Origin of the sequence: Streptomyces sp. NPDC015346, assembly GCF_043078785.1 — a bacterium.
GTDB lineage: Bacteria > Actinomycetota > Actinomycetes > Streptomycetales > Streptomycetaceae > Streptomyces.
In genome coordinates, this window is sequence record NZ_JBIBTW010000001.1 from 62,914 (window position 1) to 79,847 (window position 16,934).

Below are 16,934 nucleotides of genomic sequence, written 5' to 3' on the forward strand. Positions count from 1 at the left end.
ATGAAGCTTTCTGCCCGTGTCGCCGCCCCATTCACCGCCCTCGTCCTGGCCGGCCTCACCGCCACCGCCTGTGCCCCGCAGACCTCCGGCGGCAAGGCCGCGACGGACGAGAAGAGCGGCACCCTGCGCGTCTGGCTCTTCCAGGAGGTCAACAACGCCCCCAAGAAGCAGGTCGTCGACGCGGCGGTCGCCGCCTTCGAGCAGCGGAACAGCGGCGCAGAGGTCGAGGTCGAGTACATACCCGTCGACACCCGCGCCCAGCGCGTCAAGGCCGCCTTCAACGACCCGGAGTCGGCGCCCGATCTCATCGAGTACGGCAACACCGACACCGCCGGCTACGTGAAGGACGGCGGCCTCGCCGACATCACCGCCGACTTCGGGGCCTGGCCCGACGCGAAAGACACCGACCCCACCGCGAAGGCCTCCGTCACGGTCGACGGCAAGGTCTACGGCGCCCCGCTCTTCGTCGGCGTACGCGCCCTGTACTACCGCACCGACGTCTTCCAGGAACTCGGCCTGACCGCCCCGAAGTCCCAGGACGAGCTGATCTCCACGGCCAAGAAGATCCGCAAGGCCAAGCCCGGCCTGTACGGCATAGCCGTCGGCGGCGCGTACACCTACGGCGCGATGCCGTTCATCTGGGCCAACGGCGGCGAACTCGCCACGCAGAAAGGCGCGTCGTACAAGGCCGCCGTCAACAGCGAGGCCGCCCGCAAGGGCATCGCCTCCTACACCTCGCTCTTCGGCGACGACAACTGCCCCGCCGCCAAGTGCGCGCAGATGGGCGGCAACGCCACCGTCACCGCCTTCGCCTCGGGCAAGGCCGCCATGGCGATCGGCGGCGACTTCAGCCACGCGGCGGTCGAGGCAGGCACGGTGAAGGGGAAGTACGCGGTGGTGCCGCTGCCCGGCGTGACACCGGGCTCCATCGCCCCCGCCTTCGCCGGCGGCAACAACCTCGGTGTGATGAAGAGCAGTTCGCACCGCACGCTCGCCGTCGACCTGATGAAGTCCCTCGCCGGCAAGAAGACACAGGGCGAACTCTTCGACGCGATGGGCTTTCTGCCGACCTACACCGACGTACGGGCGGAGGCGGCGCGGAAGGAACCCTTCGTGAAGCCCTTCATCGACACCCTCGACGCCGGCGCCAAGTTCGTCCCCGCGTCGCCGGCATGGGGCCAGATCGACGCCTCGCTCGTGCTACCGACGATGTTCCAGGAGGTCGTCAGCGGCCGCAAGGACGTGAAGACCGCCTCGGACGACGCCGCCAAGAAGATGGACGCGGCCTTCGCGGTCGTCGGCCGCTGACGACGGGCCGACGACGATGACGGTCGGCCCCGGCCCCCGGGGCGGCTCCCCCTGGACGCCCTGGCTCTACCTCCTGCCCGCGCTCGCCGTCCTCGGCGGGCTCCTGATCTACCCCATCTACCAGCTCGGGCTCATCTCCTTCCTGGAGTACACCCAGGCCCAGGTCAGCGGCGGCGAACCCACCACCTTCCAGGGGTTCGGGAACTACACCGCCCTCTTCTCCGACCCCCAGTTCTGGCAGGTCCTCCTCGCCACCGTCCTCTTCGCCGCCGCCTGCGTGGTCACCACCCTGGCCGTGGGCTGCGCCCTCGCGGTCCTGCTGACCCGCGTACGGGCCCTGCCCCGCCTCGCGCTCATGCTGGCCGCGCTCGGCGCCTGGGCCACCCCCGCCGTCACCGGCTCCACCGTCTGGGTCTTCCTCTTCGACCCGGACCACGGCCCCGTCAACCGGCTGCTCGGCCTCGGCGACTTCTCCTGGACGTACGGCCGCTACAGCGCCTTCGCGCTCGTCCTCTTCGAGGTCGTCTGGTGCTCGTTCCCGTTCGTGATGGTGACGGTGTACGCGGGGATCAAGGCCGTCCCGGGCGAGGTCCTGGAGGCCGCCGCCCTCGACGGGGCCTCGCAGTGGCGGATCTGGCGCTCGGTCACGGCGCCGATGCTCAGGCCGATCCTGGTCGTCGTCACGATCCAGTCGATCATCTGGGACTTCAAGGTCTTCACCCAGATCTACGTGATGACGGGCGGCGGCGGCATCGCCGGCCAGAACCTCGTCCTCAACGTGTACGCCTACCAGAAGGCGTTCGCCTCGTCCCAGTACAGCCTGGGCTCGGCCATCGGCGTGGTCATGCTGCTGATCCTGCTGGCGGTCACGCTGGTGTACCTCCGGCTGTTGCGCCGCCAGGGAGAAGAACTGTGAGCGCATTCCGTATCCGGATCCGGCTGCCCCGCGGCTCCCGCCGCCCCCGCCGCTTCCGCCGCCCCGGACGCCTCGCGGCCGAGGCCACCGCCCTCCTCGTCGCCCTCGTCGTCGCCTTCCCGCTCTACTGGATGGTCCTCTCGGCCTTCAAGCCAGCCGGCGAGATCCAGTCGGCCCACCCCCGGCCCTGGACGCTGTCCCCGTCCCTCGACTCCTTCCGCCGGGTCTTCGAGCAGCAGGAGTTCGGCCGCTACTTCCTCAACTCGCTGATCGTGGCGAGCGCGGTCGTCCTCGCCTCCGCGCTGATCGCCTTCCTGGCGGCGACGGCGGTCACCCGGTTCCGCTTCCGCTTCCGGACGACCCTGCTGATCATGTTCCTGGTCGCCCAGATGGTGCCGATCGAGGCCCTGACCATCCCGCTGTTCTTCCTGATGCGGGACTTCGGCCAGCTCAACACGCTCGGCTCGCTGATCCTCCCGCACATCGCCTTCTCCCTCCCGTTCGCGATCTGGATGCTGCGCGGCTTCGTGAAGGCGGTCCCGGAGGCCCTGGAGGAACAGGCCCAGATCGACGGCGCGAGCCGCACCCGGTTCCTGTGGCAGATCCTCTTCCCGCTGGTCTTCCCGGGGCTCGTCGCGACGAGCGTCTTCTCGTTCATCTCGACCTGGAACGACTTCCTCTTCGCGAAGTCCTTCCTCATCAGCGACGTCTCGCAGTCGACCCTCCCGATGGCTCTACTGGTCTTCTTCAAGCCCGACGAGAACGACTGGGGAGGAATCATGGCGGGATCGACCGTCATGACGATCCCGGTACTCGTCTTCTTCGTACTCGTACAGCGCCGTCTGGTCTCGGGACTGGGCGGGGCGGTGAAGGACTGACGCGATGTCTGAGACCGATCTGATTCCCGGCCAGGACCTCATCCCCGCGCCCCTGTCGGTCGCGCGCCGGGGAAGCGCCCACGGGCATGTCCCGCTGGACGAGCGGACGACGCTCGACGCCGGCCCGGGCACCGAGTCCACCGCGCGCCGGCTGCGGGCCACCCTGGGCGCCGCCACCGGGCTGCCGTTGGCCGACGGCGCCGGGCCGCGCGCGATCCGGCTGCGGATCAGCGAGGAGCTGGCACGGGAGCGCGGCCCGGAGAGCTACCGCCTCTCCGTGGGTGACTCGACCACCGAGGGCTCGACCCCCGGCGGCTCGATCGACTCCGGCTCGACCACCGGCGGCTCGGTCAGCGGTGGCTCGGGCAGCGGTGGCTCGGTCGGCGGTGGCTCGGTCGGCGGTGGCTCGGTCGGCGGTGGCTCGGTCGGCGACGCGGCCGTCGTCATCGAGGGCGGCGGCCCCGCCGGGGTGTTCTGGGGCGCCCAGACCCTCCGCCAGCTGCTCGGCCCCGACGCGTACCGCAGGGCGCCCGTGCGGGCGGGCGACTGGAACCTCCCACCGATCACGGTCGAGGACGCCCCCCGCTTCGGCTGGCGCGGGCTCCTGCTCGACGTCGCACGGCACTTCATGCCCAAGGACGACGTCCTGCGCCACCTCGACCTCCTCGCCGCCCACAAGCTCAACGTCCTCCACCTCCACCTCACCGACGACCAGGGCTGGCGCATCGAGATCAAGCGCCACCCGAGGCTCACCGAGGTCGGCGCCTGGCGGGCGCGCACGAAGTGGGGGCACCGGGCGTCGCCGCTGTGGAACGAGACCCCGCACGGCGGGTACTACACCCAGGACGACATCCGCGAGATCGTCGCGTACGCCGCCGAACGGCACATCACCGTCGTCCCCGAGATCGACGTCCCTGGCCACTCGCAGGCCGCCATCGCCGCGTATCCCGAACTCGGCAACACCGACGTCGTCGACACCAGCGCCCTCACGGTCTGGGACACCTGGGGCGTCAACCCGAACGTCCTCGCCCCCACCGACGCCGTCCTCCGCTTCTACGAGGGCGTCTTCGAGGAGGTCCTCGACCTCTTCCCGGCCGCCGTCTCGCCGTTCGTCCACGTCGGCGGCGACGAGTGCCCCAAGGACCAGTGGAAGAAGTCCCCGACGGCCCAGGCCCGTATCGCGGAGCTGGGTCTCGCCGACGAGAACGAGCTGCAGTCCTGGTTCATCCGCCACTTCGACCGCTGGCTCGCCGAGCGAGGACGCCGGCTCATCGGCTGGGACGAGATCCTGGAGGGCGGCCTCGCGCCCGGCGCCGCCGTCTCCTCCTGGCGCGGCTACGCGGGCGGGGTCGCCGCCGCCGAGGCCGGACACGACGTCGTCATGTGCCCCGAGCAGCATGTGTATCTGGACCACCGTCAGGCGCCGGGCGAGGACGAGCCGATGCCCATCGGTTACGTACGGACCCTGGAGGACGTCTACCGCTTTGAGCCCGTGCCGCCGTCCCTGTCGCCCGAGGCCGCCGCTCATGTCCTCGGCACCCAGGCCAACGTCTGGACCGAGGTGATGGAGAACCGGGCCCGCGTCGACTACCAGGTCTTCCCGCGCCTCGCCGCCTTCGCCGAGGTCGCCTGGTCGGCCCTCCCGGCACCCGCCGAGCGGGACTTCGCCGACTTCGAGCGCCGTATGACGGCGCACTACCGCCGCCTGGACGCGCTCGGCGTCGACTACCGGCCGCCCACCGGCCCGCGGCCGTGGCAGCGGCGCCCCGGGGTGGCCGGCCGCCCCATCGAGGGGGCGCCCCCGAACGTGTGAGGCACCTCGCGCCCCGACGCCACCCAAGAACGGCAAAACGGAAGTTACCGTCGTGGGTGGGGCGTCCGGGACGGAACCATCCTTCGTGGACCCTCGCGTCGGACGGCTCGGAAGATGTGCCAGAGTTGCCACGTCCGGGCTGTGAGCACGTACGGTACGGCCACACACGCTTGTCGGCGCAGGCGTGACAGCCGGGGACGGTCGGGGACCGCCGGGGACACCGGGAAGGGGCAGCGGGTTGACCACGCACGCACCACAGACGGCGCAGTCCGTGACGCTGCCCGCCTCGCTCGACGAGGCCGTGGCGGCGCTCACGGCCATGCCCGCCGCCGTACCGGTCGCGGGCGGCACCGACCTGATGGCGGCCGTCAACAAGGGCCAGCTCCGGCCGGCCGGGCTCGTCGGCCTGGGCCGGATCAACGAGATCCGCGGCTGGCAGTACCAGGACGGCCACGCCCTGCTCGGCGCCGGCCTCACCCACTCCCGGATGGGCCGCCCCGACTTCGCTGCCCTCATCCCCGCCCTCGCCGCGGCCGCCCGCGCGGCCGGACCGCCCCAGATCCGCAACGCGGGCACCCTCGGCGGCAACATCGTCACCGCCGCGCCCACCGGCGACTCGCTGCCCGTCCTGGCCGCCCTGGAAGCCGACCTGGTGGTCATGGGCCCGCTCGGCACCCGCGAGATCCCCATCTCCCACCTGCTGGCGGGCCGCGACCTGCTGGCCCCCGGCGAACTGGTCGCCTTCGTCCGCGTACCCCTGCTGCACGCCCCCCAGGTCTTCCTCAAGGCCACGGGCCGTACGGGCCCGGCCCGCGCCGCCGCCTCCGTCGCCGTCGTCCTCGACCCGGCCCGACGCGGGGTGCGCTGCGCGGTCGGCGCGATCGCCCCGATGCCGCTGCGCCCGCTGGAGGCGGAGCACTGGATCGCCTCGCTGGTGGACTGGGACGCGGAGCGCGGTCTCGCCCCGGAGGCGCTGACGGCGTTCGGCGAGTACGTGGCCGCAGCCTGCATCCCGGACCCGCCGGGCGACGAGCAGTTGCCCCCGGCCGTACTGCACCTGCGGCGCACGGTCGCCGCGCTGGCTCGACGGGCACTGGGGAGGGCGCTGTCGTGAGCAACGAACACCACCATGACGATGGCCAGGGGGGTGGCTGGCAGCCGATCCCGCAGAGCGAGGGGTACGACGGCGACGCCACCGCCTTCGTCCAGCTGCCGCCGGAGTTCATGCTCGACGGCGTCCCGCTGGAGGCGCCGGGCCACGGCTACGTGCCGCCGATGATCACACCGCTGACGCCCGTGGTGGCGACGGACCCGGGGGCGACGGGCTCATGGGTGGTGCAGCTGCCGGAGCAGCACGGGGTCGATCCGCACGCGACGGGACAGTGGAACTTCCCGGAGGCGGAGGCGGAGGCGGGGACGGAGGCGGTGGAGCCGGCCGAGTCGGCGGCGTCCACGGGCCAGTGGACGATTCCGGTCGTTTCCGATGTGACGGACTCCCCGGACGAATCGGGCGAGTACACGGCGTCGATGCTGGCGCAGTACGCGAGCAGCGCACCGGCGACCCTGCCGGGGGGCGCGCCGGCGCCGTGGGCGGTACAGGAACCGGAACTGGAGCCGGAGCCGGAGCCGCAGCCCGAGCCGCAAGCGGAACTCGAGGCGACACCCGAGCCCGAACCGGGCCCCGAACCCGCCCCTGAACCAGCCCCCGACCCGTCACCCGCCCACGAAATCGAACCCGAGCCCTCACCGGCGGCCGTGCCGGTCTCCACGGGCAACAGCGCGGACAGCGACGAGCACCCGCACACCTCGTACGTCCTGCGGGTGAACGGCGCCGACCGCCCCGTCACCGACTCCTGGATCGGCGAGTCGCTGCTCTACGTCCTGCGCGAGCGGCTCGGTCTGGCCGGCGCCAAGGACGGCTGCTCGCAGGGCGAGTGCGGCGCGTGCAACGTCCAGGTCGACGGCCGGCTCGTCGCCTCCTGCCTCGTGCCCGCGGCGACGGCCGCCGGGAGCGAAGTGCGGACGGTCGAGGGTCTGGCGTCCGACGGTGAGCCCTCGGACGTGCAGCGCGCCCTCGCCCGGTGCGGCGCGGTCCAGTGCGGTTTCTGCGTCCCGGGCATGGCCATGACCGTGCACGACCTGCTCGAGGGCAACCACGCGCCGACCGAGCTGGAGGCCCGCCAGGCCCTCTGCGGCAACCTGTGCCGGTGCTCGGGCTACCGCGGTGTGCTCGACGCCGTACGGGAGGTCGTCGCCGAGCGCGAGGCGAGCGCGGCGGCGACCGCCGCGGCCAACGAGGCCCGCAGTGAGGCGAACGAGGCCGCGAACCAGGCCGCGAACGAGGCCGCGAACCAGGCCCGCATCCCGCACCAGATCCCGCACCAGATCCCGCACCCGTACGACGGAGGCATGGCGTGAGCAGCGACGCGACCACCGCCACCACCGGCGCCCCCGCGGGCGCCACCGGCCCGGTGCTCGACGGCCCCGAGCAGGAGGCGCCCGCCCACGGCATCGGCGCCTCCCTCGCCCCGGCCGACGCGCGGGCCAAGACCGAGGGCACCTTCCCGTACGCCTCCGACCTGTGGGCCGAGGGGCTGCTGTGGGCCGCGATCCTGCGGTCGCCGCACCCGCACGCCCGGATCGTCTCGATCGACACCACGGCGGCGGCCGAGATGCCCGGCGTACGGGCCGTGGTGACCCATGCCGACGTGCCGGGGGAGCCGACGTACGGCCGTACGGTCGCCGACCGTCCCGTCTTCGCCTCCGAACTCGTCCGCCACCACGGCGAGTCGATCGCCGCGGTGGCCGCCGACCACCCCGACACGGCCCGTCTCGCGGCGGCGGCGATCGCGGTCGAGTACGAGATCCTCGAACCGGTCACGGACCCCGAGAAGGCCTTCGCGGCCGAGCCGCTGCACCCGGACGGGAACCTGATCCGCCACATTCCGCTGCGCTTCGGCGACGAGGGGGCGACGGGCGAGGTCGTGGTCGAGGGGCTGTACCGGATCGGCCGCCAGGACCCGGCGCCCATCGGGGCGGAGGCGGGACTCGCCGTACCGCGCCCCGACGGCGGGGTGGAGATCTACACCGCGTCGACCGACCCGCACACCGACAGGGACCTGGCCGCGGCCTGCTTCGGCCTGCCGCCCGACCAGGTGAAGGTCGTGGTCACGGGCGTGCCGGGGGCGACGGGCGACCGCGAGGACCCCGGCTTCCAGATCCCGCTCGGCCTCCTCGCCCTGCGTACCGGCTGCCCGGTCAAGCTGACCGCCACGCGCGAGGAGTCCTTCCTCGGCCACGCCCACCGCCACCCGACGCTGCTGCGCTACCGCCATCACGCGGACGCGGAGGGCCGTCTGGTGAAGGTGGAGGCGCAGATCCTGCTCGACGCCGGCGCCTATGCCGACGCCTCCTCGGAGTCCCTGGCGGCGGCGGTCTCCTTCGCCTGCGGCCCGTACGTCGTCCCGCACGCCTTCGTCGAGGGCTGGGCGGTGCGTACGAACAACCCGCCGTCCGGCCACGTGCGGGGCGAGGGCGCGATGCAGGTGTGCGCGGCGTACGAGGCACAGATGGACAAGCTCGCGGCGAAGCTGGGCCTGGACCCGGCCGACCTGCGGCTGCGCAACACCCTCGCGACCGGCGACATCCTCCCGACCGGCCAGACGGTGACCTGCCCGGCACCGGTGGCCGAACTCCTCGCGGCCGTCCGCGACTTTCCCCTTCCGGCTCTCCCCCTCGACACCCCGGAGGAGGACTGGCTGCTCCCCGGCGGCCCGGAGGGCGCGGGCGAACCGGGCGCGGTGCGCCGGGGCGTCGGCTACGCCCTCGGCATGGTCCACATGCTCGGCGCGGAGGGCGCGGACGAGGTCTCGACGGCGACGGTGAAGGTCCAGGACGGGGTCGCGACGGTCATCTGCGCGGCGGTGGAGACGGGCTCGGGCTTCTCGACCCTGGCGCGCCAGATCGTCCAGGAGACCCTGGGCCTGGAGGAGGTCCACGTCGCCTCGGTCGACACGGACCAGCCCCCGGCGGGCCCGGCGACGCACGGCCGCCACACATGGGTGTCGGGCGGGGCGGTGGAACGGGCCGCGAAGATGGTCCGTACCCAGCTTCTCCAGCCGCTGGCCCACAAGTTCGGCATGTCGACGGAGCTGCTGCAGATCGCGGACGGCAAGATCACGTCGTACGACGGCATCCTGTCGATGACGGTCGCCGAGGCCATGGACGGCAAGGAACTCTGGGCCACGGCCCAGTGCCGCCCCCACCCGACGGAACCCCTGGACGAGTCGGGCCAGGGCGACGCCTTCGTGGGCCTCGCCTTCTGCGCGGTGCGCGCGGTGGTGGACGTCGACATCGAGCTGGGCTCGGTACGGGTGGTGGAGATGGCGGTCGCCCAGGACGTCGGCCGCGTCCTCAACCCGGCCCAGCTGAACGCCCGCATCGAGGCCGGCATCACCCAGGGCGTCGGCGCGGCCCTGACGGAGAACCTCCGCACGACCCGCGGCCTGATCCGCCACCCGGACCTGACGGGCTACGCACTACCGACATCCCTGGACGCCCCGGACATTCGCATCGTGAAACTGGTCGAGGAACGCGACGTGGTGGCCCCCTTCGGCGCGAAGCCGGCGAGCGCGGTCCCCGTGGTCACAGCCCCGGCAGCCGTCGCGTCAGCAGTACGCGCGGCCACCGGACGCCCCGTCAACCGCCTCCCGATCAGGGCCCAGGCGGCGGTGGGCGTACCCAATTCGTAACCGTGTGATGCGCGTTGCTTCTGCAACCGAGAGGTGCGCGGTGTCACTCCTCCTCGGTACAGTGGACTTCTAGGCTTTGTTAATACGGGGAGGCGTCGATGGCGGAGGCGACGGAGGGCGGGTCGAGCGGGGGTACGTCGGGTTTCTTCCCGCCCATAGTCGGCGGGGTGTTCGGCGTGGCCGCGGCCGCGAAGAAACTGGTCGTCGAACTCGGCGAGATGGACAGCCTCAAGAAGCGGGTCGACAAGCTTCTGGAGGACTTCGGCACGTCACAGGCCGGTCCGGCGAAGATCGGTGACGAATGGCTGGAGCCGGACCGGCTCGGGGGGCCCGGGTTCAAGGAGGCCGAGTTCCTCTACGGCTCGTACAACGTCGTCCGCGACCAGCTGGTGAAGTTCTCGAAGGTCCTGGAACTGCAGATGGAGAGCATGAAGCTCGCGATCCACGCCTCGCAGAACGGGTACCAGTCCATCGACGACGACATCCGCGCCCGGATGAAGCGGCTGAACAGCGAGATCGCCGACATCCAGAAGCGGGACGACCAGAGGGCCGGCGCGAAGGGCATGGGCGGCTCGTCCGACCAGCCGCTCCCGGAGAAGACGTCGCCCGGCGGCGAGAGCGACTACTAGTGCACTTCCAGAAGGAAACGGGGGAAGAGTCGAATGGGTAGCAAGCCGGAGACACCGCAGGCGCAGGAGACGCCGCTCGAAGGCCTGACCAACGAGCAGCTGCTTGCGATGCTGACCCCGCTGCAGAAGGACAGGGCCAGCCTCCTGTCCCAGAAGCTCACGGCGGCGGGCGACGAGATCCTTTCGATCGGCACGGACCTCCGCCTCCGCGCGTCCCTGCTGCGCTGGGACGGCGAGGGCGCGGACGCGTTCGTGGAGTGGACCGGAGCGACGGCCCTGGCCACGATGAAGCTCGGCGAGTACGCCAAGAAGGCGGGCACCTGCCTGAGCGACGTCGCCCAGGCGATCGCCGAGGCGTCGAGCGGCGTGGACGGCCTGGCCAAGTCGAGCGCGGGGGCGCAGAGCAGCTACACGAGCGCCCAGAAGGCCCTGCAGGCGGCGAAGCACGACCCGGACGGGGGCAAGGACGCGGCCAAGGACGCCTCGTCGAAGATGGCGGCGGCGGAAGCGACCCGCGAGGCCACGCGCATCGCGGCGATGATGAAGCTGCGGAGCCTGGGGCAGACGTACACGCACTCGGGGCAGCAGATCAACAAGGAGCCGGTACCGGAGTTTCCGCCTCCGGCGGGGTACTTGGGCGGTGCGTGGCGCGCAGGAGACAGCTATCGGCAGCTGCCTAGCAGCTCGTCCACGAGCAAGACGTCGTCGACGACCGATCGTTACGATTCCACCGGGCGCACCGAGTCGGTAGGGAAGAGCGAAGATTCTGTCACGGGCACCGTCGACAGCGGTACCGTCCGGCCTGCTGATCCCCTGCGGCCCGCTGATCCCATTCGGCCCGGCACGGTTCTTCCCGACCGCCCGGTCGACATGGAGATCGACGGCATCGCGACCCTGCCCGAGCGGCCAACCAGCCCGACGGCACCGCCCACCACGCTTGGGCCAAGGCCCGAGGGCCTTGGCCCGCACACGGGTATCGCAACGCCGTTCCCGCCGACGACCTACCCCGGCGGCACCCAGGGAGGTCTGCCGCCGGCTGGGACCGGGCGGACAGCGCCCGGTATGCGTGGCATCACCGGGCCCGGAATGCCTCCCGGCGGGACCACTGCCTCGCGCATGCCGCGTGACACCGGCATCGTCGGAGGCCGCGCGGTACCGCCGAACTCGGGCCGACCGACCGGCGGCATTCCGCGTGGCACCGTGATCGGCACCGAAAGTGGTGGCTACGGGCGTGGCATGGCGGGCGGCGGCATGGTCGGCGGTCATGGCGGCATCGGCGGGCAGGGTGGAACCGCTGCCGGCCGGCGTCTGGCCACGGAGACCGGCGGCGTCGTCGGCGGTCGCGCCCAGCACGCGGGCCAGGGCGGTGCACGACCGTTCACCCCGGGCGGTTCCGGACTCGTCCGGGGCGGCCAGCCCGGCACCCGCGCCGGTGACGAACGTCGCGACGAGCGGAACGGGGAGCGTCCCGACTACCTGGTCGAGGAAGAGGAGACGTGGCAGCCCGGTAGCCGTCGTATCGTCCCCCCGGTCGTCGACTGATCTCATAGGCAAGGACACGGAGAAGCGCATGCGGACCAGCAGTGGACGGGCCATCGGTTCCGGTTCCCTCGTGGCAGCAACCATGGCCCTGACACTGCTGGGCATCGGCGCGACGCCGGCCCATGCGGAGACCGTTCGTGACCAGCAATGGCATTTGGATGCCATGAAGGCCGACGAGATGTGGAAGGTCAGCAAGGGCGAGGGCGTCATCGTGGCCGTGCTGGACTCGGGTGTGGACGACACCATTCCCGATCTGCGCGGCCAAGTCCTACCGGGCAAGGACTATTCGCTTCTCTCCGGTGACGAGAACAACGACATCGACGATCACGGCACGGGTATGGCGGCCCTGATCGCCGCCACCGGTGCGCGTGGAGCCGTACAGGGTTCGTTCGGCCTGGCGCCGAAGGCGAAGATTCTACCCATCCGCGTTCCCTACAACCAAGAGCGTTGGCAGCAGAAGAACAGGGTCAGGGAGACTTACTCCCAGAGTATGGCAACAGCCATCCGGTTCGCGGCAGATTCGAAAGCCAAGATCATCAACATCTCCGTAGGAGACTCCAGAACTCCCGGGCCGGAGCTGGCCGACTCGGTGCGGTATGCGCTGTCGAAGAACAAGCTCATCTTCGCGGCTGTCGGCAACACCGCAGATGCCGGTAACGAGGTGGAGTACCCGGCGGCGACTCCTGGTGTTGTTGGGGTCGGCGGCTTGGACAGGAAGGCTGATTGGTGGCCGCGTTCTCAGACCGGCCCTCATGTCGATGTCGCTGCTCCCGCAGAGAGCACGGTGAGCGCCTGCTCCAAGAACACTCAACTCTGCGACGGGAGTGGTACCAGTAACGCCACCGCGCTCGCCTCCGCCTCCGCCGCGCTCATCTGGGCCGAGCACCCCGACTGGACCAACAACCAGGTCCTCCGCGTCATGCTCAACACCGCGGGCAAGCCCAAGAGCGGAGAGAAGCGCACCGATCTCATCGGCTACGGCGCGGTGCGGCCCCGTATCGCCCTGACGACGCCCGGGGATCCCGGACCCGCCGATGTCTACCCGCTGCCCGATCTCGCCGCTGCCGAGCCCAAGACGCCGTCCGCGAGCGCCTCTTCCGCGCCCGCTCCGGCAGAGCAGGGCAAGGGTGCGGAGAGCGACAAGCCGGCCACGGCGGCCCCCGTCGCGGCGTCCGACAACGGCAGCGGCACCGGCCTCTGGATCGCACTCGGCGTCGGTGCCGCGCTGCTCGTCGGCGGAGCGGTCGTGGTCCTCGTCCTCCGCGCCCGTCGTCGCGGCGCCGCTCTCGCTCCGCAGCCTCCGGTGATGCCGCAGTACGCCCCCTCCTACGGCCACCGGCCCCAGCCGGCCCCGTACCAGCAGAACCCGCCTTACGGACCGCCCCCCGGACCGGGTCAGACCGGCTGAGGCACCGCTTTTTGGGGGCCGGCGATTGCGAGCGTGAAGCACTCGTGCGCAGGTCGTGAAGGAGCCGGGAACGCCTTGCATTTCCAAGAGGAGAGCGGCGGGTACGGCATGGGCGGGCTAGGATCATCCCGTCTCCGTGGGTGACGAAACTTGCTGAGGCGAAGTCGAGAAGGCCACCACTTCGGGGGAGTCATGTCGTTCGACGACGAGTGGGCGTCCGTGCGCACCAAGGCCCAGGCCGATGTGAGCATGCGGCTCAATCAGGTGCCGGCCGACCCCGGCGGCGGCAGCGGGAACGCCGACCTCGGTGTCGATCAGGACAAGCTCGGTGCCATCGGCAGCGCCGCCTACGCGCTCCACGGCCGCCTGGTGAAGGACGGGAACCACGCCCGGACGAACACCTCGGAGGCGGCGACCGGTATGTCCACCAGCGGCTTCCGTACCGGGTCCGCGATGGCGACCGTGCAGGAGACATGGAGTTCTCAGCTCAGCACTCTGCTCGACGCCTGCGCCAACATCTCCAACCATCTGGACTACAGCGCCGCGACGCACGCCAAGGAAGAAGCCGACATCAAGGCGGCCCTCGCCGCCTCCCAGATCAACGAGTATCTGAAGTAGGGGCGGGGAGCAGGAGCCGTGCTGACCTTTGACAACGTCTACCAGGCGCCTCTCGACAAGATGAAGGCCGCGGCCGACAACTGGTCGGAGATGAAGGGCAAGCTGGACAAGCTCGCCGAGGACGCCCGTACGACCATGGCCGCCAAGGCCAGGGACGAGTACTGGCGTGGTGTGAACGCCGAGGTGACGAAGCCGTTCGTGGACAAGACGGCGAAGGAGTTCGACGACGCGGCGAAGGCCGCCGGCGGTATCCACAGGATCCTCGATGACGGCTACAACGCCTTCAAGAAGGCGAAGGACGACCTCAAGAAGATCGTCGACGTCGACGCCCCCGCTCAGCATCTCGTCGTCAAGAACGGCAAGGTCGAGGCCGCGTATCCGCTGGAGAAGGACAATGGGGCCCGGCACGACCCGGACTACCCCGAGGCGCTGCGCAAGCAGCGCGCTGCGATCGAGGCGATGCAGCGGCGGATCGACGCGATTCTCGAGACTTGTGACGACGCCGATGTGGCCTGCTCCAACGCGTTGAAGGCGAACATCACCGGCGACAAGCACAACTTCAGCGCGCCGAGGTACGGCAGCATCGACGCCGAAGAGGCGCAGCGCGCACTCGACCTGGCCAAGAAGGGCCGCGACCTCTCACACGAGGAGCTGGAGCGGCTCAACGAGCTGCTCAAGGACAACAGTTCTTCCAAGGACTTCTCGCGGACGTTCTACAACGGGCTCGGGGTCAAGGGCTCACTCGAGTTCTTCGGGCAGCTGTCGACGGACACGTATGAGTACGGCAAGCTCGACGAGCAGCGTCTCAAGGACGTCCAGGAGCTTCAGAGGAACCTCGGTCTCAACCTTGCCGCAGCCACGCAGGGTGGCGACAAGTGGACGGAGAACTGGTCCGCCGAGATGCGCAAGCTCGGCACCGAACGCATTCCGCTGGCCAAGAACGACTACAACGGACCGTTCGGTTACCAGCTGCTCGGCGGCATCATGCGCAACGGCAACTACGACCCGAAGTTCCTCAACCCGATCGCCGAGCATGTAGCCCAGCTGCATGCCAAGGACCCGTACATGTTCGCCGACAACAAGGCGATCGGCGGTTGGCAGAAGAGCCCCTTCAACCCTTCCGGGGTCAACGGAGCGGGCTACGACCCCATGGTGTCGATGCTGGAGGCGCTCGGACACAGTCCTGAGGCCGCGAAGCAGTTCTTTTCAGCCGATCCCACCGCGTACAACAAGGACGGGGCGCCCGGCGGTGAACTGAACCTCGGCAAGGACAAGGACGGCAACAAGATCGACAACTACCTCGACTTCTTCGGTAACGAGAAGTACGAGTTCTTCCCTGACATCGACGGCCACCACCCAGACGACGCCAAGAAGTCCATGGCCTACATGCCCGATGCGCTGGGCCACGCGCTCGAGGCGGCGACGCTCGGCCACGCTTGGGACGACCCGTCCCCCAAGCTCGTCAAGGACGAGACGACGGTCGACATCATGGAGAAGGTCGTCGAGAAATACGGCACGGACCCGGGCCTGCTGAAGAAGCAGGAGGCGATGGCCGACAGCCTCGGCACCATGGGGGCCGGATACATCGACGACATCAACTGGGCGCTCAACGAGAACAACCCGCAGAGTATGTACGCGCCGGAGAACGCGAACTCCGAGAAGTACCCGGAGGCCCGCGACCCGAAGAATCACGCAGAGTTCGGCCGCCAGGGCGCACTCAACTTCCTCAGCACGCTGGGACAACACCCCGACTCCTACGCGACGATCGCGACGGCCGAGCGGATCTACACCAACGGCATGCTGGACGCCCACGCCGTCGACGCCAACGGAAAGATCGACACCGGCCACGCCCGCTCCGCGATCTACACGGGAGCGGAGGTGCAGGGCATCCTCGACCAGTCGCGAGCCGACCAGGTCACCGCAGAGAACCTCAAGAAGGACGAGGATTACAACAAGGCCCTGGAGGCGCGCGCGGGGTGGATGGAGTTCGGGGCGGCCGCCGCCATCGGCGCCGGCGTCGCGTTCCTGCCGGCGACGGCCGCTGCCGCCGGAGCCGCGGCCATCCTCGTCCCGCTCGCAGTGGATACCGGCAGCGGTGCTCTGGAGCAGCTGTCCGGTCAGTTCATCGGCGACTGGTCTGACGCGAAGCAGGAGGAGCACAAGGACAAGGTCGACGAACAGATCCGTGAGCAGAAGACGAACATCTACACGGCGGGCGAGGAAAACTCGAAGGCGGCCTTGAGGGACTTCATGGAGCGCCACCAGGTCGCGCCTGACAGCGACTTCGGCCAGGACCTGAAGGAATCAGCCAACCTCGGATATATCAATGGCAACGCCAAGGAAGACCAGCAGGGGCAGGACCCCGAGACCGAGTGACAGGGTGAACCAGATGAGAGAGCGCGGGAAGGCGCTGTCCGCCGTGGTGGTTGCCGGGGTTCTCTTCGGTGGCGTGGGGTGCGGTGGCGGTACGAATGGCAAGGAGGCCGGGGCGACGGACGTCGGGGCGCAGCTCTGTGGGGGTGCGGTCTCGGCCCCGGCACGGGTGGCGCTGGGGCTGCTGACCGGGGGCTCGGCGCTGCACCCGACCGATCCCGGTGAGAATCCGGGCGCGGCGGCCGATGAGCTGATCGCGCACTGGGCACCGTTGAGCACACCGCCCCACAAGCGGGATCCGGTCGGTCTCTGCGCGATTTCGACGGAGAAGAACCTCGGCGCGGGCCCTGCCGACGTTCGGATCGAGTTCCGTCTCTCCGACGCGGGGGAGGCGGAGGGCGACGGGGCGATCGCGGCGTCGCTGGAGCGGTACGAGATGGGTGTGCGGGCCTCGGTCGGGACGCAGAGGGCGTATCTGTGGTTCTCGTGCGTGAGCGACCGGCTCAGCGGATCCCGGCAGACTCCGGCGTATCTCCTCGCGTCGGTGGAGAGCGCCCGGGCCCCGAAGGGCGAGGCGGGCGCGCTGAAGGACGCCAACGCCACGGTCGTGCATGCTGCGGCGCGGGCCGTGGCACAGCGGTTGGGCTGTGATGGTGACGGCGGTCTCGCGCCGAGGCCCGCGCTCAAGCACCCATGAC

13 protein-coding genes are annotated in these 16,934 nt (G+C 70.3%); all 13 read left to right on the forward strand.

Annotated elements, in window-relative coordinates:
- The 13 genes from ACF06X_RS00260 (at position 1) to ACF06X_RS00320 (ending at position 16,933) form a co-directional block, all read left to right on the forward strand.
- Positions 1 to 1,308, forward strand: coding sequence for an extracellular solute-binding protein (locus tag ACF06X_RS00260; RefSeq protein ID WP_392284916.1), 1,308 nt, complete (start codon positions 1 to 3; stop codon positions 1,306 to 1,308).
- 16 nt (positions 1,309 to 1,324) lie between these two features.
- Entirely contained in the window at positions 1,325 to 2,224 is a 900-nt protein-coding gene (locus ACF06X_RS00265; protein ID WP_392284917.1) for a carbohydrate ABC transporter permease, read from the forward strand.
- Complete coding sequence (locus tag ACF06X_RS00270; RefSeq protein ID WP_392284918.1) at positions 2,221 to 3,102, forward strand: carbohydrate ABC transporter permease; 882 nt, start codon at positions 2,221 to 2,223, stop codon at positions 3,100 to 3,102. The genes ACF06X_RS00265 and ACF06X_RS00270 overlap by 4 nt, the downstream gene beginning before the upstream one ends.
- 4 nt (positions 3,103 to 3,106) lie before the next feature.
- Positions 3,107 to 4,915: a beta-N-acetylhexosaminidase gene (locus ACF06X_RS00275; protein WP_392284919.1), complete on the forward strand. Its 1,809-nt coding sequence runs from the start codon at positions 3,107 to 3,109 to the stop codon at positions 4,913 to 4,915.
- A gap of 238 nt (positions 4,916 to 5,153) precedes the next feature.
- Positions 5,154 to 6,029 carry an FAD binding domain-containing protein gene (locus ACF06X_RS00280; protein ID WP_392284920.1) on the forward strand — a complete coding sequence of 292 codons (876 nt, stop codon included), beginning with the start codon at positions 5,154 to 5,156 and terminating at the stop codon, positions 6,027 to 6,029.
- Positions 6,026 to 7,333, forward strand: a complete 1,308-nt coding sequence (locus ACF06X_RS00285) for a (2Fe-2S)-binding protein (RefSeq protein ID WP_392284921.1) — start codon at positions 6,026 to 6,028, stop codon at positions 7,331 to 7,333. The genes ACF06X_RS00280 and ACF06X_RS00285 overlap by 4 nt, the downstream gene beginning before the upstream one ends.
- Positions 7,330 to 9,666, forward strand: a complete 2,337-nt coding sequence (locus tag ACF06X_RS00290; protein WP_392284922.1) for a xanthine dehydrogenase family protein molybdopterin-binding subunit — start codon at positions 7,330 to 7,332, stop codon at positions 9,664 to 9,666. The genes ACF06X_RS00285 and ACF06X_RS00290 overlap by 4 nt, the downstream gene beginning before the upstream one ends.
- Before the next feature lie 98 nt (positions 9,667 to 9,764).
- Positions 9,765 to 10,295 carry a hypothetical protein gene (locus ACF06X_RS00295; protein WP_392284923.1) on the forward strand — a complete coding sequence of 177 codons (531 nt, stop codon included), beginning with the start codon at positions 9,765 to 9,767 and terminating at the stop codon, positions 10,293 to 10,295.
- 33 nt (positions 10,296 to 10,328) lie between these two features.
- Entirely contained in the window at positions 10,329 to 11,837 is a 1,509-nt protein-coding gene (locus ACF06X_RS00300) for a hypothetical protein (RefSeq protein ID WP_392284924.1), read from the forward strand.
- A 28-nt stretch (positions 11,838 to 11,865) separates the two neighbouring features.
- Entirely contained in the window at positions 11,866 to 13,245 is a 1,380-nt protein-coding gene (mycP, locus tag ACF06X_RS00305; protein WP_392284925.1) for a type VII secretion-associated serine protease mycosin, read from the forward strand.
- Between the two features lie 192 nt (positions 13,246 to 13,437).
- Positions 13,438 to 13,863, forward strand: a complete 426-nt coding sequence (locus ACF06X_RS00310; RefSeq protein WP_392284926.1) for a hypothetical protein — start codon at positions 13,438 to 13,440, stop codon at positions 13,861 to 13,863.
- Positions 13,864 to 13,881: 18 nt separating this feature from the next.
- A complete protein-coding gene (locus ACF06X_RS00315) occupies positions 13,882 to 16,239 on the forward strand; it encodes a hypothetical protein (protein WP_392284927.1) in 2,358 nt (785 codons plus the stop codon).
- A gap of 13 nt (positions 16,240 to 16,252) precedes the next feature.
- Positions 16,253 to 16,933, forward strand: a complete 681-nt coding sequence (locus tag ACF06X_RS00320; protein WP_392284928.1) for a hypothetical protein — start codon at positions 16,253 to 16,255, stop codon at positions 16,931 to 16,933.
- Position 16,934 lies beyond the last annotated feature (1 nt).